This is a genomic window from Enterovirga sp., assembly GCF_035325185.1.
In the GTDB taxonomy this organism is placed as follows: domain Bacteria; phylum Pseudomonadota; class Alphaproteobacteria; order Rhizobiales; family Beijerinckiaceae; genus Enterovirga.
Genome location: NZ_DAOLAJ010000073.1, coordinates 1 through 17692, shown reverse-complemented (window position 1 = coordinate 17692; position 17692 = coordinate 1). Strand labels below are relative to the sequence as shown.

The 17692-nt window shown below is 66.9% G+C and carries 16 protein-coding genes; 2 read left to right on the top strand and 14 right to left on the bottom strand.

Going from position 1 to position 17692, the window contains the following annotated elements; genetic code table 11:
* Window positions 1-121: 121 nt before the first annotated feature.
* The 3 genes from PKD06_RS13860 to PKD06_RS13850 are packed head-to-tail and all read right to left on the bottom strand — an operon-like array spanning window position 122 to window position 1811.
* Window positions 122-547 (bottom strand): hypothetical protein, encoded by a 426-nt coding sequence (locus tag PKD06_RS13860; RefSeq protein WP_324381020.1) that lies wholly within the window; start codon window positions 545-547, stop codon window positions 122-124.
* A gap of 56 nt (window positions 548-603) precedes the next feature.
* Window positions 604-1272, bottom strand: coding sequence for a hypothetical protein (locus tag PKD06_RS13855; RefSeq protein ID WP_324381018.1), 669 nt, complete (start codon window positions 1270-1272; stop codon window positions 604-606).
* Entirely contained in the window at window positions 1269-1811 is a 543-nt protein-coding gene (locus PKD06_RS13850; RefSeq protein WP_324381017.1) for a hypothetical protein, read from the bottom strand. The genes PKD06_RS13855 and PKD06_RS13850 overlap by 4 nt, the downstream gene beginning before the upstream one ends.
* Before the next feature lie 458 nt (window positions 1812-2269).
* On the opposite strand from PKD06_RS13850, the gene PKD06_RS13845 reads away from it, so the two are divergent.
* Together PKD06_RS13845 and PKD06_RS13840 are read left to right on the top strand one after the other, a co-directional pair.
* Complete coding sequence (locus PKD06_RS13845) at window positions 2270-3151, top strand: ATP-binding protein (protein ID WP_324381014.1); 882 nt, start codon at window positions 2270-2272, stop codon at window positions 3149-3151.
* Window positions 3145-3435, top strand: a complete 291-nt coding sequence (locus tag PKD06_RS13840; RefSeq protein ID WP_324381012.1) for an STAS-like domain-containing protein — start codon at window positions 3145-3147, stop codon at window positions 3433-3435. The genes PKD06_RS13845 and PKD06_RS13840 overlap by 7 nt, the downstream gene beginning before the upstream one ends.
* Before the next feature lie 25 nt (window positions 3436-3460).
* On the opposite strand, the gene PKD06_RS13835 is transcribed toward PKD06_RS13840, so the two are convergent.
* From PKD06_RS13835 to PKD06_RS13785, 11 genes are all read right to left on the bottom strand, one after another.
* On the bottom strand, window positions 3461-5866 hold the full coding sequence (locus tag PKD06_RS13835; RefSeq protein ID WP_324381010.1) for a hypothetical protein: 2406 nt from the start codon (window positions 5864-5866) through the stop codon (window positions 3461-3463).
* Window positions 5863-8154, bottom strand: coding sequence for a hypothetical protein (locus tag PKD06_RS13830; protein ID WP_324381008.1), 2292 nt, complete (start codon window positions 8152-8154; stop codon window positions 5863-5865). Before PKD06_RS13830 ends, PKD06_RS13835 begins: the two co-directional genes overlap by 4 nt.
* Complete coding sequence (locus PKD06_RS13825; RefSeq protein WP_324381006.1) at window positions 8151-11189, bottom strand: hypothetical protein; 3039 nt, start codon at window positions 11187-11189, stop codon at window positions 8151-8153. Before PKD06_RS13825 ends, PKD06_RS13830 begins: the two co-directional genes overlap by 4 nt.
* A gap of 3 nt (window positions 11190-11192) precedes the next feature.
* The gene (locus PKD06_RS13820; RefSeq protein WP_324381004.1) at window positions 11193-11429 is read right to left on the bottom strand and encodes a hypothetical protein; all 237 of its coding nucleotides are present in this window, start codon (window positions 11427-11429) and stop codon (window positions 11193-11195) included.
* On the bottom strand, window positions 11426-11836 hold the full coding sequence (locus PKD06_RS13815) for a hypothetical protein (RefSeq protein ID WP_324381002.1): 411 nt from the start codon (window positions 11834-11836) through the stop codon (window positions 11426-11428). Before PKD06_RS13815 ends, PKD06_RS13820 begins: the two co-directional genes overlap by 4 nt.
* 697 nt (window positions 11837-12533) lie before the next feature.
* A complete protein-coding gene (locus PKD06_RS13810; RefSeq protein WP_324381000.1) occupies window positions 12534-12899 on the bottom strand; it encodes a hypothetical protein in 366 nt (121 codons plus the stop codon).
* Between the two features lie 1469 nt (window positions 12900-14368).
* Window positions 14369-14653 carry a DUF6074 family protein gene (locus PKD06_RS13805; RefSeq protein ID WP_324380998.1) on the bottom strand — a complete coding sequence of 95 codons (285 nt, stop codon included), beginning with the start codon at window positions 14651-14653 and terminating at the stop codon, window positions 14369-14371.
* A 205-nt stretch (window positions 14654-14858) separates the two neighbouring features.
* Window positions 14859-15119, bottom strand: coding sequence for a hypothetical protein (locus PKD06_RS13800; protein ID WP_324380996.1), 261 nt, complete (start codon window positions 15117-15119; stop codon window positions 14859-14861).
* Between the two features lie 191 nt (window positions 15120-15310).
* Window positions 15311-15532 carry a hypothetical protein gene (locus tag PKD06_RS13795; protein ID WP_324380994.1) on the bottom strand — a complete coding sequence of 74 codons (222 nt, stop codon included), beginning with the start codon at window positions 15530-15532 and terminating at the stop codon, window positions 15311-15313.
* A gap of 84 nt (window positions 15533-15616) precedes the next feature.
* On the bottom strand, window positions 15617-16225 hold the full coding sequence (locus tag PKD06_RS13790; protein ID WP_324380992.1) for a hypothetical protein: 609 nt from the start codon (window positions 16223-16225) through the stop codon (window positions 15617-15619).
* The gene (locus PKD06_RS13785) at window positions 16225-17490 is read right to left on the bottom strand and encodes a site-specific integrase (RefSeq protein WP_324380990.1); all 1266 of its coding nucleotides are present in this window, start codon (window positions 17488-17490) and stop codon (window positions 16225-16227) included. The genes PKD06_RS13790 and PKD06_RS13785 overlap by 1 nt, the downstream gene beginning before the upstream one ends.
* Between the last annotated feature and the right edge of the window lie 202 nt (window positions 17491-17692).

The window sequence follows — 17692 nt, the reverse complement described above, 5'->3', positions numbered from 1 at the left end:
AGCTGACTCTTAATCAGCGGGTCCTAGGTTCGAGCCCTAGTGCGCCCACCATCGCCTCCCTAAACTCGTCATCAATTTCAACCTATTAGGGCGCCGCCCACGGGGCGGAAGGCCATGCGCTTCACGGATGGCTTCTGCCGTGAAGCGCAGGTGAAGCAGCCTGATTCTCCCATCGCGCCGCCGCCGCCTTCCTGGCGATCTCCCTGCGCCGTTCCGGGCTGAGGCGGTCACTGCGGGCCCTGGCCCCACGCTTCGCCCTCTCCGTCTTCGAGAGGCGCTTCCGGAGGCTTCCTTGGCGGACGGCGACCAGTTCCAGGCCGAGAGCGTCCATGAGGAGCGGCAGGGCGGTCCACCCGATCGACCGGGCATTCACGGCGTTCGGGCTGCTCAGGACCGCCTCCAGCTTCCCCGTATAGCCGCCGGGGAGGCCAGTGCGCTCGTCGAGTTCGAGCTGGCACATGCCGAGTTCCATGCGGCGCTCGCGGACGGCGGCGGTGAGATCGTCGCGGCTGTTGATCGTGGCAAAGGCAAGGGGAGAGTCGGTCATGCCCGACCCTCCCCAAATTCCGATGCTCGCCAACGCACAAGCAAGCATGGTCCCCGTCACGCCGCCGCATCGAGTGCGAGAAGGTCGCGAACGATCGACATCGCGAGGCACGTGTCCAAGGCGTCGTCGTCGCAACCGGGTTCGTCGTCGCCGTAGATGCGCTTGATCGCCCGTGCCTTGACGATCATGTCCGCGAGCGTCGTGGCCGGCGTCGCAACGAGTTCATCGTTGAGCGCGCGCGAAGCATAGGCCGCCTCCATCTCGGCCTCCTCCGCAGCGAGAAGGCCCAAGGTATGGTCCAAGCGGCGCTTCTCGGCCTCGAACCTCTCCAGGGCCTCGATGATCTCCTTCCGGCGCTCTTCATATCCGGAAGGAACGACCGTCATGCGCCGAAGCGAAGACAGGCAGGCGGCATTGTAGCGCTGTTTCCCGTCGAACCCCGACCTGTGTGGCCGAACGAATTCCCATGGGTCGTCGGGTCGTACCGCGAGCGCGTCCCGGAGCGGAATAAGCGCTTGGTCCCGCGCCTCTTCGATGTCGCAGCGTTCCAACTCCAGACGTTCGTAACGGAGGGAAGCTGCAATGGCGCGCTCGGCGACATCCTGCACCGCCGAGACGGCGGCCGGTGCCGCCATCGTCTGCCCGGTGAGTGTCGTGCCGCCGCAGGCGAGAGGAAGCGTGGCGAGGCCGCGAAGGAAACCGCGGCGATCCGACGGGGCGCTCATGCGTCACCTGCCAGCACAACGCCGACGACACGGCCGACGATCTTCTGACGCATGTCAAGGGGTTGAAGAGGCCCGTCGCATAAGGACATCCTGCCGGCCCGGAGCTCGGCGATGACTTCCTCCCGGGAGAGGCGCCCATGGTGCCGGATCAGGCTGAAGTGCATCCACCATCCGACCGAGTCCTCAGCGTCTGGAACGGCGCGACCATCGGGCAGGATCGTGCCCATGCGCAGGAGCTTCGGCCGAAGCTGGACGAGCCTGAGCCGAATGCCGTCGGGTTCCAACGGGCTCATGATCTTGACGAGGAACAGCTCGCCCGCAACCGGCCCGCGGTCCTCGGGATCAATGACGGCCATCTCGCCCGCCTTCAGATGCGGTGCAAAAGCGTCGTCGGGCACGCGCGCGGCGCCGCAATCGATCGGAGGCCGCTCGTAGACACACAGGGCGCGCAGCTCGCCGGTGACGACGCATGGCGAAGGGAGGAGCGCGTCGCGGAATGGCGCAAGCGCAGGAGGCGCCGGCACGTCGTGGATGTTCATGGGTACTTTTCCGATTGAGGCTTGTCACAGCCGCGCCCCGTGACGGACGAGGCAGCCGGGAGGTGACAACCTGCTCGGAAGACAGGTCGATGCGCTTTTAAGCTTGGCGGCTCTGGACATGGCGCACCGCTCCCGGCCATACTCGTGGCCAGGTTGGTGCGCCCGCCAAGGCGCATCTCACTCGCTAGGCTGCCTCGCCAAAGGCCGCCATCGCGATATTCGGACGCCGACCACCGCCAAGCGGTCGACGCCTATTCCAAGTCCGGGTTGTCACACCCACGGACATGCTCCACGAAAAGCCGGTGCACCGCAAGGGCCCACCGGCTTTCGTGCATCTGGGCTACTTGGCTGCGGCCTGATCCCTCGCCTCTTGTGCCCGCTTCGTGGCCTCGGCCAGGGGTGCGGCTTCTCACAGAGGCCGGATAGCGTTAGGCCCGGCCTGCAACTCAGAATCGCCGATGCCCGAAATCAACGTCACCCTGCCGTACCGGCTCACCGGCTCATCCGTCGGTCATGTCGTGTCAAAATTTGAAAAAGACTGCCAAGGCATAGTCCCCCGTCGGGTCAATATTGATTTCCGTAATCTTGGATTTATAGAACCGGCTGGAGTGACTTTCCTTAGTAACTTTGTTTGGTGGGCTCATCATCGTGGTATTGAAGCCTTCTTCAGAAATCACGCGCCCGATAGGGAGGCAATAAGGTTCTTGGACGACTCTCTTTTTTTTGAGCAACATCTAAATAAGAAGCTAAACCAATACGCCGCTCCGCGGATTACAACAAAACCGCTACAAAGAGTCGGCGTAGCGAGTAGTCACGATTGGATCAGAGTGAACCTCGTGCCCTGGCTTGCAAGTCGAACTGGGCTTTCCGAGGCGTCGTTCTATATGATTCAGGTTTGCGTCTCCGAATTGTTCAATAATATACTAGATCACTCAACGAAGAACAACGGAAGCATCTTTATGCAGCATTTCCCGCGGCTTGATAAAATAAGTATATCTGTCGCAGATTTCGGTGTAGGAATTCCAGACTCAGTTCGAAAAATCCAACCTGAAATTAGTTCAAACGACGCTATATTGCGAGCTGTCGAGGAGGGTTTCACTAGCCAGACGACGCCACGCAATCGCGGCGTGGGTCTCCATTATCTTCTGAAGACCGTGGTTGAAGGCAACGGCGGTACGGTTTCGATCTATTCCTTTGATGGGTCCGTGTGTTTTTCGCCTTCTCGCGTTGTTCCGGGCTTTACCGTCGGTGGATTTTGTCCTGGGACGACCATTGACATCAGCCTCAGAACCGACACGATCGTGTCGATCGAGGACAAGCCGGAGGATCTAGAATGGTGATCCGAATTGCCGACCTCGTCGGGGCGGCCGACACAGGTGACCAAGGTGCCATCGTATATCGCCGCATTTCCATGGGTCTGCGCCGCGGTGGGCCAATCGTAATTTCGTTCTCAGGAATTACGACGGCCACGTCGTCCTTCGTCAACGCGGGATTCGTAGAGTTGCTGCGCGACCATCCGTTCTCGGAGATCAAAGATCGCTTGCGGGTGATCGACTCGACACACCAGATCAACGATATGATCCGCACGCGTCTGAATGGCGAAGCCAGCAAAGCCGCCGCCTAACATTGTGGATGGTGATCGCCTTTGATCACCGTCCCATCACGTTCCCGAAGGCGGGCATGCGCGAGGGCGCGGCCTCTCCCGGCGCCCAATAGAACCTCTGCCCATAGGTCTTCATGGCCGCGTTCTCGCGGCGGGCGGAGCCCTGCGCGTAGTCGGGGGCAAAGGGGCGGTGCAGCTGGTCGGAGAGCAACCGGTCGGTCCCCAGGCGCGCCCACAAGACTTTCTGGCGGGGCGTGCGGTGGGGGACGACATCGATCACCTCCCCGGCCCCGCCCCATCCCTTCGTCGCGACGGCGGGGAGGGCGCGGCCGGTGTCGTCGACCAGACCGCCGATGGGGCCGGAGAACTTGCCGATGATCGACCTGTCCGAGGATTCGACCGCGTTCCCGATCAGGTCGCCGTAATATCCGAGCCCGCCGCCCGACATCATGGCCGCTACCCAAAAGCGCGGCGAGTCCATGCTGATGGGATCCCGACCTTGAAGCACCTGCCTGGCCTGGAGGATGACGGCGCCGGCCATGATGTGCAGCCCGAGGAAGGCGACGCCGTTCATCACCTTGTTCCCGAGCGAGCCGCTTTCCGTCGCGATCTTCATCCAGTGCGTCAGCATCATCGTCTGCGCGAAGGAGGTGAACATGGACAGGTTCCGGGCCAGCTCGCCGACGATCGTTCCGGCCTGCGTCCCGCCGGTCGTGATCGACCGCACCCGCGCATCCGGCTCCAGCACGGCATAGGCCCGCTCGGTGAGGACGCCCTCATAGATCTTTCTGGCGAGGGGATCGTCCGCGGCCATGGCGCTGTCGAAGAACTTGGCCCCGCCCACATCCTGAAGAGGCCGGGCGCGGATCGCCTCCCATTCGGCGGGCGTGACGCCGTAGCGCTCCAGGAACGAGCGGAAGGGCGCGTCCACCGCCCCGAAGGCCCGATCGGCCTGCTTCGCCACATAGCCGAGCATTTCCAGGGTGAAGGCCCTCTTCAGCCCCTCCGTCCAGGCGGTGAGGCCGCTCGCCCGGATCACGACGTCGGCGACCTTGCGGAGAAGCTCCGGCCCTGCGAGCTGGTCCGCATAGCGCAGGGTGCTGACAGCGTGATCGGAGATGGCGTGGCCGGTCACCAGAAGCCGGGCGGCGTCCTCCTGCGACATGCCGGGCTCCACGATTCTGCGCAGGATCGCAGCCGTCTCCAGCCCGTTCCAGCGCGCCGCGAGCGCGGTCGTGAGGCTGTCGCCCGGCACCGCCGCTATGACGGCGGATCCGAGGGAAGAGCCCGACATCATGGATCGGAGCGCGCCGAAGAAGCCGGCCAGGGCAGTGGATTCCACGCCGTTCGCCCGACCGGAGAGGACGTTGTAGGTTCGCCCGACGGCCCGGCTGGTCTCGGCGCCGAGCCAGCGCTGCGGGCGCCAGGGCGAGCCGGCCTGCCCGAGGCGTTCGGCGGCACGGGCATTCTTCTCAAGGAGCGCCGCCGTCGCCGCATGCTGCGGCCCGAGGATGTCGGTCAGCGCCGCGTCCTGCGCCATCCGGCCGAGATGTGAGCGGAGCGTCGCGAGGATGTCCTGGCCGGCCCCGTACTTGCCCTGCAACGCCAGCCAGGCGTCCGCTCCGGCCTTCCCATCCTCGAAGAGGAACGTCCGCTTCTCGGCGGAGAAGGCCGGGGAGGAGCCGGCTTCCGTGACGATGTCGCGGGCGGCTTTATCCAGCAGGAGGTCAATGCGAGCCGGATCGGTGGCGACCACCATCCGCTCCTTGTCGAAGACCTTCAGGCCGCCCGCGGCGATCGCATCCTGCACGTCGGCTTTGAACGCCTGCGCCCCGAAGCGGCGCACCCGGTCGGAGTTCCATGCTTGCGGAAGACGCCAATCCTCGGCGGCCTCGAAAATCTTGCCGGCCTTCTGCACGTACTCGGTGCCGTAGGAAACGGCGTCCTGCCAGCCCTTCGCGGCGGCCTTCGCCACCTCGTCGCCGGTGTCGACGCCGAACAGCTCGCGCACCATGTTCTGCGGTCCGACGGTGTCCTGCTTCAGTCCGGCGAGGCGGGACGAATAGGCTTCGAGGCCGGCGTTGAAGCGAGAGAACAGCGCCTCGCGGATCGTCTGCGCCCGTGTGTCCACATTCGCCGTGCCGGTCCGGTAGATGTCCCGCGTGAGAAGCGCCATGGCGCCCGCGACCGGGCCCCATTCGTGCTGATGCTGCACGCGCTCCGCCTCCGTCTGCCGGATCGTCTGCAAGGCGACGGAGCGCTTCTTCTCGGCAGCCGTCTGCGCCATCGTCCGGGCGGCCTGGAGGGCCGCGGCGGCGTCGGCTTGAGCAGGCGGCATGTCGAGGCTGAACCGGCCCTGGTAGCGCTCCCAGAGGGCTCGGGCGGCCCGCGCCGCATCCGGCGTGACCCGTCCCGTGGCCTCCAGCTTGTTCAGGCAGACAGCGACGCTCATGACATTCCCCTCATGGCCGTGGCGCTCCCGCCGGCCACAGCGCCCGATGCGCCGATGACGCACGCCTCCAGCTCGCGCGCGGCCACCGCCATGGCGTCAAGCTCGTCCAGCACTTCCGCCAGCGGCCGTTCGGTCACGCGGACCGTCCCGTCCGGGTCCGTGAACGACTCCCGGTAGAGGGTGCTCGGATGGCGGTTGCGGATCTGGTCCATCTCGCGGATCACGATGTCGTCGACGGCGGGATCGGCGCGCAGCTTCTCGACGGTCTCGGCTCCGCCGTCCCGCCCCATGCCGGCCATCAGGTCGCGCCGCAGATCGGGCGTCCTGACCTCCGCCGCGGGCACGGGCGGCATGTCGAAGCCCGGCGCGGGCCGCTCGGCGAAGGTGATCGGGCGGAGCATGTACTCCGCCAGCACCCCCTCCGCCTGCGCCGGGCTCGCGTCGATGAGCTGGTCGGTCAGACGGCCCACCTCGTCGAGGGAGAGGTCGTGCCCGTGTTGCCGGGCGAAGGCTTCGACGCGGGCCTCCATGTCCTGCCGCCAGCGCGGATCCACGGCGCGGCGCGGCAGGGTCGTCTCCGGCGTCTTCGGGCGCGTCGCCAGATCCTCCGACACCTGCCGGAGAAGGGCGGGAATATCAGCGTCGGGCGCCTGGACGAGACGCTCCGCCAGCGTCTCCGCCTCGCCATCCGCGAGGCGCAAGCCGTAGCCTTCCTGCGCGAGCCGGTCGATGGAGCGCCGAAGCTCGCGGATCGCGGCCGTCCTGCGCCCTGCGAAGCGGGTTCCGGCCACGCTGCGCTCAAGGCCGATCCCGGCGCGCTCGCCCTCGACATTGGCGAGGCTCCTCTGCACCGCCGCCTCGAGGCGGCGCGCGCGGCCCTCCTCCCGCTCCAGGGCCCGCGTGAGGCCCATCACCTCCTGCGCCATGCTGGCGTGCTCGGGCGATCTTGCGGCAAGGGTCGTGGCGATCTGCTCCCGTTCCGCCTGAAGCGCGGCCCGGCGGCCGGCCGTGACCGTGCCGGAAAGCTCGTCCTGGATCGCGGCGAGCCGACCGGCCGTCATCTCGTCGACCGCCTCGGGCGGGATGAGGCCGGCGCGCTGGTCGCGCTCCAGGCGCAGGGCTTCCGCCTCGTTCGTGATCTCCGCGATGCGGTCGCGCCGGCTCCTGATCTGCGTCTCGCGGGCCGCGAGGGCCTCCTCACGCGCGACGAAGCTCGCGAGCTGGCCGCTCGCCTCCGTCTCGATGGAGCGGACGCTGTCGCGGAGCCCGAACAGTTGCAGCTCGGCAAGCCGCTCCATCGTCGGCGGGAGGCCGCCGTCGGGGGCGAGCCGAACCCGCGCATCCATGATGGGGGCGATGCTCTCGCGGAAGCTCTGGCGAAGCGCCGGGTCCATGGCGTCGAGCGCCGTCACCCGCTCGCCACGGGCGATCTGCTCGACGGCGGCCCGCAGCGCATCGCCATGCGCCGCCTCGCCGGCCACGCCCGGCAAGACGTTCGTGGCTGCGACCTGAGCCTCGCTCGTCGCCGCGGCCAGATCGTCCTTCGCGGAGGTCGGCAGGGCCTTCGGATCGATGCCCAGAAGGCGGCCCAGCGCGCGAAAGCCCATGCCGGCGGCGTGGAGCCCGCCGCCCAAGGCCGCGCCGCCGAGCCCCGCCTCCAGGACGTTCCCTGGCGCTTCGGCGAGGGACCCGGGTACGGCCCGCTCGCGCGTCGGTGCGGCGATCACCTCGTTCACGGCCTGGCCGCCGGCCCCGATCGCCGCGAACTGCGCCATGCGAAGGAGCAGGCCGCCGGAGCCGAGGCCGATGGGCGCGAGCGCGATGTTGACCGGATCGGGGACCGAGCCAACGATCGACCCGAGAAAGCCGCCCACCTGCGAGCCGATGGACTGCTCCCGGCGGGCCATGGCGACCGAGCCCGCCCGCGCCTTGCGCATGCGATCCAGCGTCATCCGGTCGATGTCGCCCTCGGTCAGCTCGGAGAGGCCAAGGTCGGGCTGGCCCGCATTCAGCTCGCGGACCTTCGCGTTGTAGGTGTCGAGCGACGGGCCGATGACGAGGCCGGGATTCGGCAGGACGGCGCCCGTGCGCGTGCGGATGTCCTGCACATGATCGCGGAGCGTATGCTCGCGGGCCATCAGGTAGGCCGTCGAGTTCCCGTACTCCAACGCGCCTGTCAGCGCTGCGTCGAAGGACTCGCCGAAGGTCGCGGGCAGGTCCGGCGCGATGTTCCGGCTCGCCTCGTCGATCGCGTCCCGGTTCGCGTTCTGGAAGATATCGAGGCTCACGGCAGGACCATTCCCGGATCGGTGCGGGCGAAGAACGGCGGCGGCGCCGGCTCGCGGCCCTTCAGGTTCAGCACGAACGCCTTGCCGAAGGCGGTCGCATATTGGGGAGCCGCGTCGTTGCGGTTCAGGACGACGAGATATTGGGCCTCGCCGACGGCCTGGAGCCGGGCGGAGGATCGCAGGTAATTCGCCGTGATCGGCCGCCCGCTGCCCGTCGTGACGCCCGCGAGGTCGCCATCCGTGATCCCGGCCATGATGGAATCGAACCCGCGCTGGTCCATGCCGCGGACGGGCGCGATCACCGGCGCCCCGTTGTGCCAGAGAACGCCGCCCGTGACGTCGTTCGTCGCCTGCCGCAGCCGCGTCTCGTTCGGCTTGCCCGTGGTGTCGCCGGCCTGCGCGGCGAGATAGGCGTAGCGCGCATCGATCGCCTGCGACATGGCCGCGAGCGGGCCCGAGCCGTCGGCACGGATGGCCGGCGGGAAGGCGGCAACCGGAAGGGCCGCGTCCTTCGATGAGCGATAGACGGTCGCGTTCGCTCCCGTCTTCGGGATGTAGCCCTCCTTCGCGGTCATGGCCGCATGGCCAACGACCAGCGACCGGGCGATGTCCGGCGCCTCCTGCGCGAGCCCCCCGGCGAAGGCGAAGACGGCCGCCTCGCCGCCCATCCCGATCTGCTGCAACGTCGCGTTCCGGACGCCCTCGGGCATCTGCGCGATGCTGGAGAGAAGGAGGAGCCTCTGGTCGACCGTTCCCTGGCTGGCGATGGCCTTGACCTGCGCCACCTCGGGCGGCCCGAGGGCCGGCTCCAGCGGGTTGCCGCGGGCGGCGCCGCGGTCGCGGGCGGCGTCACCGTGAGCGGCGATCACCTGCGCGATGCGATCGGGCGGCGCGCTGAAGTCGATCGGCGGGACCGGCGGATGCCAGCCGCGATCGGCGCCCTCGGCGACCGGATCGTTCGTGAGGCGCGTCCGACGGCGCTTGGCGGCTTCCTGCGCGTCGCGCTCGATCGCCTGATGATAGAGCGAGGCGCCCTGTGCGAGCTGGTGCACGCGGCTCAGGAACGACGCTCCGGCCGCATCGGTCATGTTCCCGGCGGCGCGCGCGATCTCCGACCCCGCGGCGAGGGTGGAGATCTGCTTGATCTTCTCGGCGAGGCCGGCCTCGGGGGGGTTCGTGCGGGCGATCTGGAGGACGGCGGCTGTCGATTCCTCGTTCGGGCGCTGGTCGTGCTTCAGGGCCGCGATGACGCCGTCCGCCTGCATCGTGGCCCATCGGACCTGCCTATCGGAGGCACCGGCCGCGGCTGCCAGCCAGTCCGGCAGGAGATGCGGATTCGCCTTCAGCTGCTCCGCGGTCCAGGGCATCGTCGGCACCTGAGGGACGCCGCCCGAAGAGCCTCCTGCGGCATGCGCGGCCTCCTGGTTCCGCCGGTTGGCGTTCACACCGCCATTGTGGCCGGCGAGGCCCCTGATCGCTCCGGCGATGGCGTTCACGTCGCCCGTCCGAGCCGCCTCTGCGACGCTGCCCGGCAGGCTCCCGTAGTTGTAGGTGACCGAGACCAGCGCCTCTTTCGCTGCCTGTGGCAGGCCATCCCAGGCCCCGCCCACCGTCTGCGCCGCCTTCGGCAGGAACTCGGTGTTGATCCGGCGCGCCAGGTCGCGCTCCGCATCCTCGCGCGACACCTGCATGCCGGGCGCCACCCGGACCACGCTCCCATCCGCCCGGGTGATGGTGTCCGAGCCATAGCCGGACCGATACGCATTCACATCCCAATAGGGCGATGCGTGGAACCCCTCGAACTTGCGCAGCAGGGAAGCCCCGATCGCCTCCCCACCGGCCGAGCGCGCGAATCCTGCCCCGAGCGTCGGCGACGCGCCGGGGATCAGCGTCGGACCGGACGGCGCCGGTGCGCCGGGGAAGGCCGCATCGGGCGCGCTGCGGGAGGCCATGAAGGTGGCTTCGAGCGCCCGGCCAGTCATCAGCCGGGAAAGCAGCCCGTCATCGCCCACAGCCTGAACGCGCTTCAGGGCCTCCTGATATTGGCCATCCGGGACGGGCTTGCCCTTGCCCCAGAGATGCGTCCAGAACGCATCCACCGTAGGCTTGAGGCGTTCGACTTCGATCTGCCGCTCGCCCTGAAGCTGCGCCAGCTTCGCATTCGCGAAGGTCGCAATATGCGCCCTGTCCGCGTCGCTCAGATGAAGCGATGTATTGTTGGTGATATTTTCTTCGATATACTTGCGGGCGCCGACGACACCATTTTCCTTCCAGGCTTTCGTCACGCCGCCGGACGCGGCCATGCCGAGCCCAAGGTCGCGCCAGCGCTTCAGGTTGATGTCGACCTCTTCCTGCGAGACGTTATAGGCGGGGATCGCTCGAAGCTGCTCGAAAACGTCCTGGAGGTTCTTCACCGCCTGCTGATAGGCAGGCGTCTCGGTCCCGCCTTCACGCGCCAGGGTGAGCATGTCGTTCCCGGCCACCTGCGCGCGGGCAAGCATGCCTGCCTTGCCCGCTTCGGTGTCGTTGTGCGCGCGGGTGATCTGGAGCTTGTTGCGGGCCTCGCCGCCGGTGCGGTTCGCATAGTCGCTCAACGGCCCGCGCAGCACCTTGTCGCCGGTCACGGCCAGCCGTTTGGTGAAGGCGGTCCATTCCACATCGAAGCCGGCCGGGTCGTTCTGGTGCTTCGCGATCGTATCGGCGCGGGCCCGGTCGACATCCGTCATGCCCGCGGAGAGCGCGCGCTGCCTCGCCACGGCGTTATAGGCCCGGTCGCCGGCCGAGAACTCGAAGGGACGGAGTTCGAGCTGCACATTCCCGTCCTGGTCGCGGGTAACGACCCTCTCCTCGGCGGCCTGCCGGTGCCAGTCGACCGTCGCCTCGTCCACCACGTTGCCGAGATGCCCGACCGCCCGCGCCACCATCTGGTAGGGCGCGGTGATCGCCTCCGCCGACATCCGGTTCTCCGGCACCGAGGCCAGGGCGCGGGGCCCCTCGGGTTTTGCGGCGCCAGAGGCGTCATAGGCGTTCGGCATGCGTCACTCCCCCTTCGTGCCGACGATGTTCGCGAGGGCCGTGCTCAGGTCATCGACCGGGCCGAACCGATTCTCACGGTCCAGGAGCTGCATGGCGGCCAGCCGCATCGTCGCGGACACGCCGAGCCCGTGCCGGACCGCATACGCCTCGATTCTCGTCGCCTCAGCCTCGGTGAGCCTGATGGCGATCCGGCGATCCCGCTCGCCGCGAGCGGGAATGGATACGACCTGGCCCATCATTCGCCCCTCTTGTCGGCTTCGCGGAGGAGGCACATCGTGTCGCCGGGAAGCGAGATCTGCTTGGCGAGGTCGAGGATGCGAGTGCCTTGGCTGCCAAGGCCAGGGAAGATCGGCTTGTTAGGAGCGACCGCCTGAATGGCATTGTATTCGATGAAGTCGGGCCGGGCCCTGGAAAATTCCGTGACAACGCCGATCGTGCGGATGACGGCCAGCTCAGCGTCATATGCCCTGACGGCTGCGTAGAATGCATCGGCCGCTGCATCGGCCGCGGCCGCGGCCTCCTTCGCCTTCTCGATCGCCTTCAGCGTCTCGCGGGCGTCGGAGATTCGACGTTCGCGCGTTTCCTTCGCCAGGGCTTCGTCGAGGCGCCGTCGGGCTTCCGACCTCGCGGCCTCCAGATCCGACAATTCGGCCTCGATGACGGGAACCCGGGCCGCGAGTTCCGCCAGCTCGGCCTTCGCCTTCTTGTCGCCGCGATGCGCGTCGAAGGCGATCAACGTTCGGCGCCGACCGATCTCGACAAGGGCCTGCTGGCCCGCCCGGACCTTGTCCGTGACCTCGGCGATGAAGTTCCCAAGCTCGCTGCTGTGCATCTTGCGCCCCGTCTGAAGAGATAGAGCAACTGTTGCCATTCGGCGCACAGCGGCAACGCACAAGACCGTCGATAAGTCGGCAAATTTGCCGACTTTGCTTGAACCCGTCCGCTTCAGTTAAGTCCTTGATAACAATGGGTCCAAAATTGGACCGGCGGAAGTCGGCGATCTCCTACTTGGAGATGCGCGGGCTGGCGGCGCGGCGGCGGGCCTCGGTGAACTTCTCCGTTTCCGACAGATCACCCCATGCGCGAGGCCGGCGATCGGGCGGCGGGAGCGCGCCCTGCGTCGGATCCTCGAAACGCTCGGCAGCAGCGCGGAGCCGGTCCCCATGGGTGGGCTCCGGCGAGCGATGAGCGGCAGGCCGCGGGGGAAACGTGATGCGGAACATGCTCCGAGAATACGCCGCGACAGAGATCCTGCTACGCACAGAGCGGAGGATGTCCCGGACACCGTCGGGACATTCCGACACCGTCTTAAACGTCTGAATTCAGCGCTGAAACGTCTGAATTCAGCACCGTCGCAGGGACCGCCGCCGGGGCTGGAAGGCAGCCCGTGCCCGCTCGGCCTCCCACCGCGCCGCCAGGGCCCGCCGGATCGTCCATAACTGCCGCCATTGCGCATCCGACCAGCCGTAGGGGACGGGAGGCAGCGACCGCATCCAGGCTTCGTCCGAGGAGATGGTTTCCTGCACGACAGGATGATCGACGGGGCGCGCCGCCTCGACCTCGACCGCGCTCGTGCTCAGCCGCGCCATAGGCATAGGGCGAGGCGTCTCCTCCGCGATCAGGGTGTCCATCACGTCTGGCTGGCACCGCAGCGCCCGCGCCGCCGCGATCCGCAGCCCGCAAGCCTCGGCGGCCGTCTTCCAGTCCACACCATCCCGGACCCGCCGAGCCCAGTCTCGCGCGCGCTCCCGGAACTCGTCGTGCTCCAACTTCCGCAGAAGCCGGCGCCGAACTTCAAGCCGCTCCACCCGCGGCGCCGGCAACTGTCGCCCCGACATCACCGCTCCCTCGTCAACATCCCGATCATCATGCTCACATCGAGCCGGCAGGCAGCGCACACGAGGGGGGAAGGCCGGCCGGTGAAGACGCGACGCGTAACGTAACGCGTAACGCCGAATTCCACCGGAAAATGATCGAGCAGGAAAATTCTGGACGGCCCCCGATGTTCCAGAGGTCAGGCGTGCGGGCGGAGGACGAGCCCGAGCAGGCGATCCCGTTTTTGCCCCCACCCCCAAGGGCACCCCTTCCGGGCCAATGAGAGGCCATGGTGGGGTCCATCGCTTGTTCGGCGATCGAAGATCAGCGGGTCTACGCCTTGCAGATGGACGTTCACCTCAAAATGAAGCGCCAGTGAAGCGCTGGCGCCCTGAACGGTCATGCCGCCGGTTGGTTGCGGGACGCCTGCACCGGCTCGCGAATATTCCGCGCCCTCTCGCTCGTTCAGGGAACCATCCTCACCGCGATCACGCGGGCGCGCGTGAGAGGAGAAGTCCCGTCCTCTGTTCGACCCGCCGGAGGCGTGGGAGAACTTGGAAGACGTCCTCCGTCCCGACGCCTTCCGAATGCCATCGCGCGCAGGGCACGTCACCCGAAGGGCCGGAGCGTCAGCGGAGGAGGGCGAAGCCCTTGGCGTGCCCGAGCACGGTGGCAGGCTCACCGTCGATGGGGTGGCAGCGTCACGGCTGGTTTCCGCCTGACGGCGGCGCGCCAAGGCGCGCGGTTTTCGCTCAATCCTCTGCGATCCAGTCGGCTACTTTGCCGGGCTCCCAAGGGGCCCTGTGAGCATTACGGCGGGCGTTTTGTTGTTCGCGCGAGATGCGTGTGCGGCTGGTGTTTATATCTGTTCCCCCAGATCGGGGGGTAGGGAGGTCCTCGGAGTGGGGGATACCCCCACCCCCCAGATCGGGGGGTATCTCGCTTGGAGCGCAAAGATAGATTCGCCGGTCGAAACCGTTGCTGCCCCTTGGCACATGGACGCGGATGATCAGGCCGCGATCCTCGAGCAGCTTGAGGATCTCCTGAAGATGCTTCGCGGGGCGTCCCTCCGTGGTCTGCATGCCAGTTTTTTCCGCGAGGTATTTGTCTCCGGCCGTGGCATAGCCATTGGATGCGGATAGGCCCTGAAGCACCCATGCGAGGCGCAGTGCCCGGGCGACGCCACCAACCCGCTCGAAGACGGCCCGTTGAAATGCCAACAACGATCTGGACCGCTGCTGCGCACTCCAGGATAGTGCCGCGCTCGGTGGCAACTCTGATGCCTTGCACACGCTGAACCTGCGCGAGGTTACCGCCTCGACGCTGTCATCGTCGCGATCGACCGGCCGGCTTGGGACCGTTCTCACGCGCGGCCTCCCACCATGACGATCCGCCAGAGCGTGGCTCTGATGGCGAGTTCCAGGGCACGCATCTCCTGGCGGATGCGCTCTCCGGAGATGCCGCGGCGCTCCATGGTCTCGCGCTGGACGCGGATCTGTTGCGCGAGATACCGCTCGGCCGCCGCGGCCGGCATTTCAGCCATGTTGGCGGCGTGCTTTGCCACGAAGCGCTGGTGCCGGCTTCGAGGGAACGGCAAGATCTCTGCGGCAGGGACGGCGCGGCGCCCGCTCACGTTGGCCCCCATCATTCCTGCCCGCTCGGATCGAAGCGGCGGTGCCACTCGCGAAGCGCCCGCTCGGCTTCCGCGCGCAATTCCTCCTTCGAGGGCTGCGGCGGATATCGCGGCGACCGCGGGAGGGACGCGAAGATGGGCTTGCTGAAGGTCGACCGCTCGGTGCCCTGCCGGCGCATCCGATCGCGGCTGCTGGGGCCGCCGGGCTGGCGTCGGCGGGTCATGGCCGCACCTGCGGGCGCCAGGGCGAGGTCGCCCGACCGAAATAGTCGTCGAACGCGGAGACAGCGGTCGACACCGCCTCATCCAGGCTCGCGAGGTCTACGTAGGCGGTAAGATGCTTGCGAGCATCTTGCGCGAACCGCGCGCGGTGGCCCAGCGGCAGGCCGCCGGACGGATACGCCGCCGCCGCCTCAGACGCGCGATGACGGGCGAGCCAGAACGCGGGAAATTCCACCGAGGTGATGTTGGAGCGGGTCATGGGCGCTCTTCCTGCTTCCGGAGGGCCGCCGCGGCAGAGATCGCCGCCAGGGCCTCAGCGCGGCTCAGGAAGGCTCCGAGACGCCTGCCAGTGGCGCCGTAGGCGTGATGTTGCCGCCCGCGCCTGACGACGCTCCCAAGGCGCCTGCGGCCGTCGTAGGCCACGACGGTGGATTCGGCGGGGGGCGGCCATCAGGCGCCCCGTCCAGCGACTTCGAGCGCGACACCGAGCTGAATACCGAGCTTGCGACCGCCGGTGCTCGTCGGAGCGGGGATAGCGCCCTTCCGCCAGCGGCGGCGTGCGGCATCGAGGGACAGGCCAAGAAGCGCGGCGTACTCGGCCGGGGTGATCCGGCGCTTTAGCGCAATCTCACGCTGCAACTCGGGGGGAAGGTCTTCAAGATAGCTGGCCACGACGCGCTCCGGTGATTTACCGAGCGGAACGTGGCCCTAGATCGCTTGCGTGTCGGGTGTCCAATAGGTGGGAATGGGTGACAATTACCGCAGGCGAAGGCTGTTCCATATCTCCCGAATGTGCGGCTTCGCCCACTCCTCATCCGGCCGATGGCCGCTCTCCTCAGCATATAATTTGAGCGCGCGACGCGCGTGTTCGGCCTGTGTCGGGATATTTTCCTTGTCCTCCCAAATAACCCGATAGGCGCAATGCAGAAATTTCTCCCACGAATAAGTGGGCCTTCTGCCAGCTCTTCTTCTCTGAGAAGAACTGCCGTTTAGCCATGCTTCGACATCCGCCTGCAAACAAAACACCTTGGCGACTTGGCCTTCTACCATAACCAACCACGCCCTCTCTGGCAGCGCCACCTCGTCGCCATTGCCGGCCGGGAAGGCGTAGCCGCCGCGCCAAGCATCATCGGCGATGTCGAAGATCTCCCGTTCTATCGTCTGGCCTCGGGCGCGGAGGAGGCCACTCCTCAGCGCTTCAAGCGTCCGTTGCCAAGCGGTATCCCAGCGAGCCCGCCGTTGGGCAACGGTCAGACGCGTAGGGCCTGCCGCGATCTGCCGAGCTTCGACGGCTCGCACGACATCGCACAGGTGGAGATATCCAGGCGGCGCATAGGTGCCGATTGGCGGATCGGGCGTATCCATCACCGCGCCACCGCTCGGAGCGGCGAGACCTTCGCCGGATGCTTCGTCGTCAACGCGACCACGCGGTCGCTCCACAACGTCAGAACAACCGTCTTCTCCCGGCGGTACGTGGCCCGGTTATAAATGCGTGCCACCCCGCTCCTGTGTCCTGAAATATGATTGAGGACTGCCTCAACGACGTGGGGCTGCACTGCGAGTTCGTCAGCCATACGGGTTGCCACGGTCCGCCTCAGATCGTGGAGCCGCCAAGCGGCGATCGGCGCGAGGCCAGCCTCCTCCCGAGCCTTCGCAACTCGCTCGTCCAGGGCCTTCTTGCTTTTCGACCAGCCGCCATAGCCGGCCTCTCCGAGGCCGAACAACAGATCTCGATTCTCGCGACGAGGAACGGCATTCAGGATCGCCAGCATCGCATCCGTGAGCGGCACCTCTTGCGAGAGGCCATTCTTCGTCCGAGCACCTGGAATGATCCACATCCGACGTTCCAGATGGAGTTCCGACCACGCCATCGCGCCGACCTCTTCGCGCCGGCAGGCGGTGAGCGCGAGGAGGCGGACAATGCGCCCGTAATCGTCCTCTCCACAGGCTGCCCATACGGCGCACAGATCCTCATCGGTGAGGAAGTGGTCGCGCGACGATTCCGCGGCGGGGCGGTTGGTGCCGGCGACAGGGTTCGCGTCCGCGAGTCCTTCGCCAACAGCCCACTTGAAGTAACTGGACAGCGCCACCCGGGCCCGGTTCCCCGAGATTGCGCCGCTGGCAGCCGTGATCTTGGCGAGCTGCGCAGCGACATTCTTTCGCTCGACTGCATCAACCCGGAGCGCGTGCAGAGGCTTCCACGCCACCTTCAGATATCGGCGCGTGTCCGTGACGTGCTTCGGTGAGCGATCGTGCTTCTCAAGGTGCGAGAGGAAGGTTTCATAGGTCGCGCCAAGCGTAATGAGGTTCTTGGCCGCCTCCATCTTTACGACCTTCGCCGCGGCTACGGCAGCCGCCTTTGCGGCGTTCGGGTCGCCATTGATAAGGCGTTGGGCATTGTAGGCTTTCGCGAGCGCCCTTGCCTCCTCCAAGGTCACGTCGTTCGCGTTGGCGAGCACGCGCGACCGCGAGGCGCCATTCTCCCGATACTGTAGAATGTAGGTTCTCCGGACGCCCGCGACCCGGACTCCGAAGCCCGTCGGCGCGTTGCGGCTCGTGTCGAAGACGCGTATCTCGGACTTGCCGGGGGGCAGCGTCAGCCGGTCGACGATGTCCTGCTTCAGATGCATTGGGGCCTCTGTGAAGCGGATGTGAAGCAGGGTTGTGCCATTTCGTGCCTCATTCCGCTTACAAAAATCAGCGAGCCCTCGCGTCGTCAAGAGGGAAACGCAGCTTCTGCTGCTTCATGCTTTCTTATGCGGTGAGGTGGTCGGGTGCTCTTAATCAGCGGGTCCTAGGTTCGAGCCCTAGTGCGCCCACCATCGCTTTCAA

What these genes read in the sequence shown, in the direction of transcription:
- PKD06_RS13785 (WP_324380990.1), bottom strand. Translation starts at nt 17,490, where the DNA reads ATGCATCTGAAGCAGGACATCGTCGACCGGCTGACGCTGCCCCCCGGC.
- PKD06_RS13845 (WP_324381014.1), top strand. Translation starts at nt 2,270, where the DNA reads ATGCCCGAAATCAACGTCACCCTGCCGTACCGGCTCACCGGCTCATCC.
- PKD06_RS13855 (WP_324381018.1), bottom strand. Translation starts at nt 1,272, where the DNA reads ATGAGCGCCCCGTCGGATCGCCGCGGTTTCCTTCGCGGCCTCGCCACG.
- PKD06_RS13820 (WP_324381004.1), bottom strand. Translation starts at nt 11,429, where the DNA reads ATGATGGGCCAGGTCGTATCCATTCCCGCTCGCGGCGAGCGGGATCGC.
- PKD06_RS13790 (WP_324380992.1), bottom strand. Translation starts at nt 16,225, where the DNA reads ATGGATACGCCCGATCCGCCAATCGGCACCTATGCGCCGCCTGGATAT.
- PKD06_RS13835 (WP_324381010.1), bottom strand. Translation starts at nt 5,866, where the DNA reads ATGAGCGTCGCTGTCTGCCTGAACAAGCTGGAGGCCACGGGACGGGTC.
- PKD06_RS13800 (WP_324380996.1), bottom strand. Translation starts at nt 15,119, where the DNA reads ATGACCCGCTCCAACATCACCTCGGTGGAATTTCCCGCGTTCTGGCTC.
- PKD06_RS13805 (WP_324380998.1), bottom strand. Translation starts at nt 14,653, where the DNA reads ATGATGGGGGCCAACGTGAGCGGGCGCCGCGCCGTCCCTGCCGCAGAG.
- PKD06_RS13860 (WP_324381020.1), bottom strand. Translation starts at nt 547, where the DNA reads ATGACCGACTCTCCCCTTGCCTTTGCCACGATCAACAGCCGCGACGAT.
- PKD06_RS13825 (WP_324381006.1), bottom strand. Translation starts at nt 11,189, where the DNA reads ATGCCGAACGCCTATGACGCCTCTGGCGCCGCAAAACCCGAGGGGCCC.
- PKD06_RS13840 (WP_324381012.1), top strand. Translation starts at nt 3,145, where the DNA reads ATGGTGATCCGAATTGCCGACCTCGTCGGGGCGGCCGACACAGGTGAC.
- PKD06_RS13850 (WP_324381017.1), bottom strand. Translation starts at nt 1,811, where the DNA reads ATGAACATCCACGACGTGCCGGCGCCTCCTGCGCTTGCGCCATTCCGC.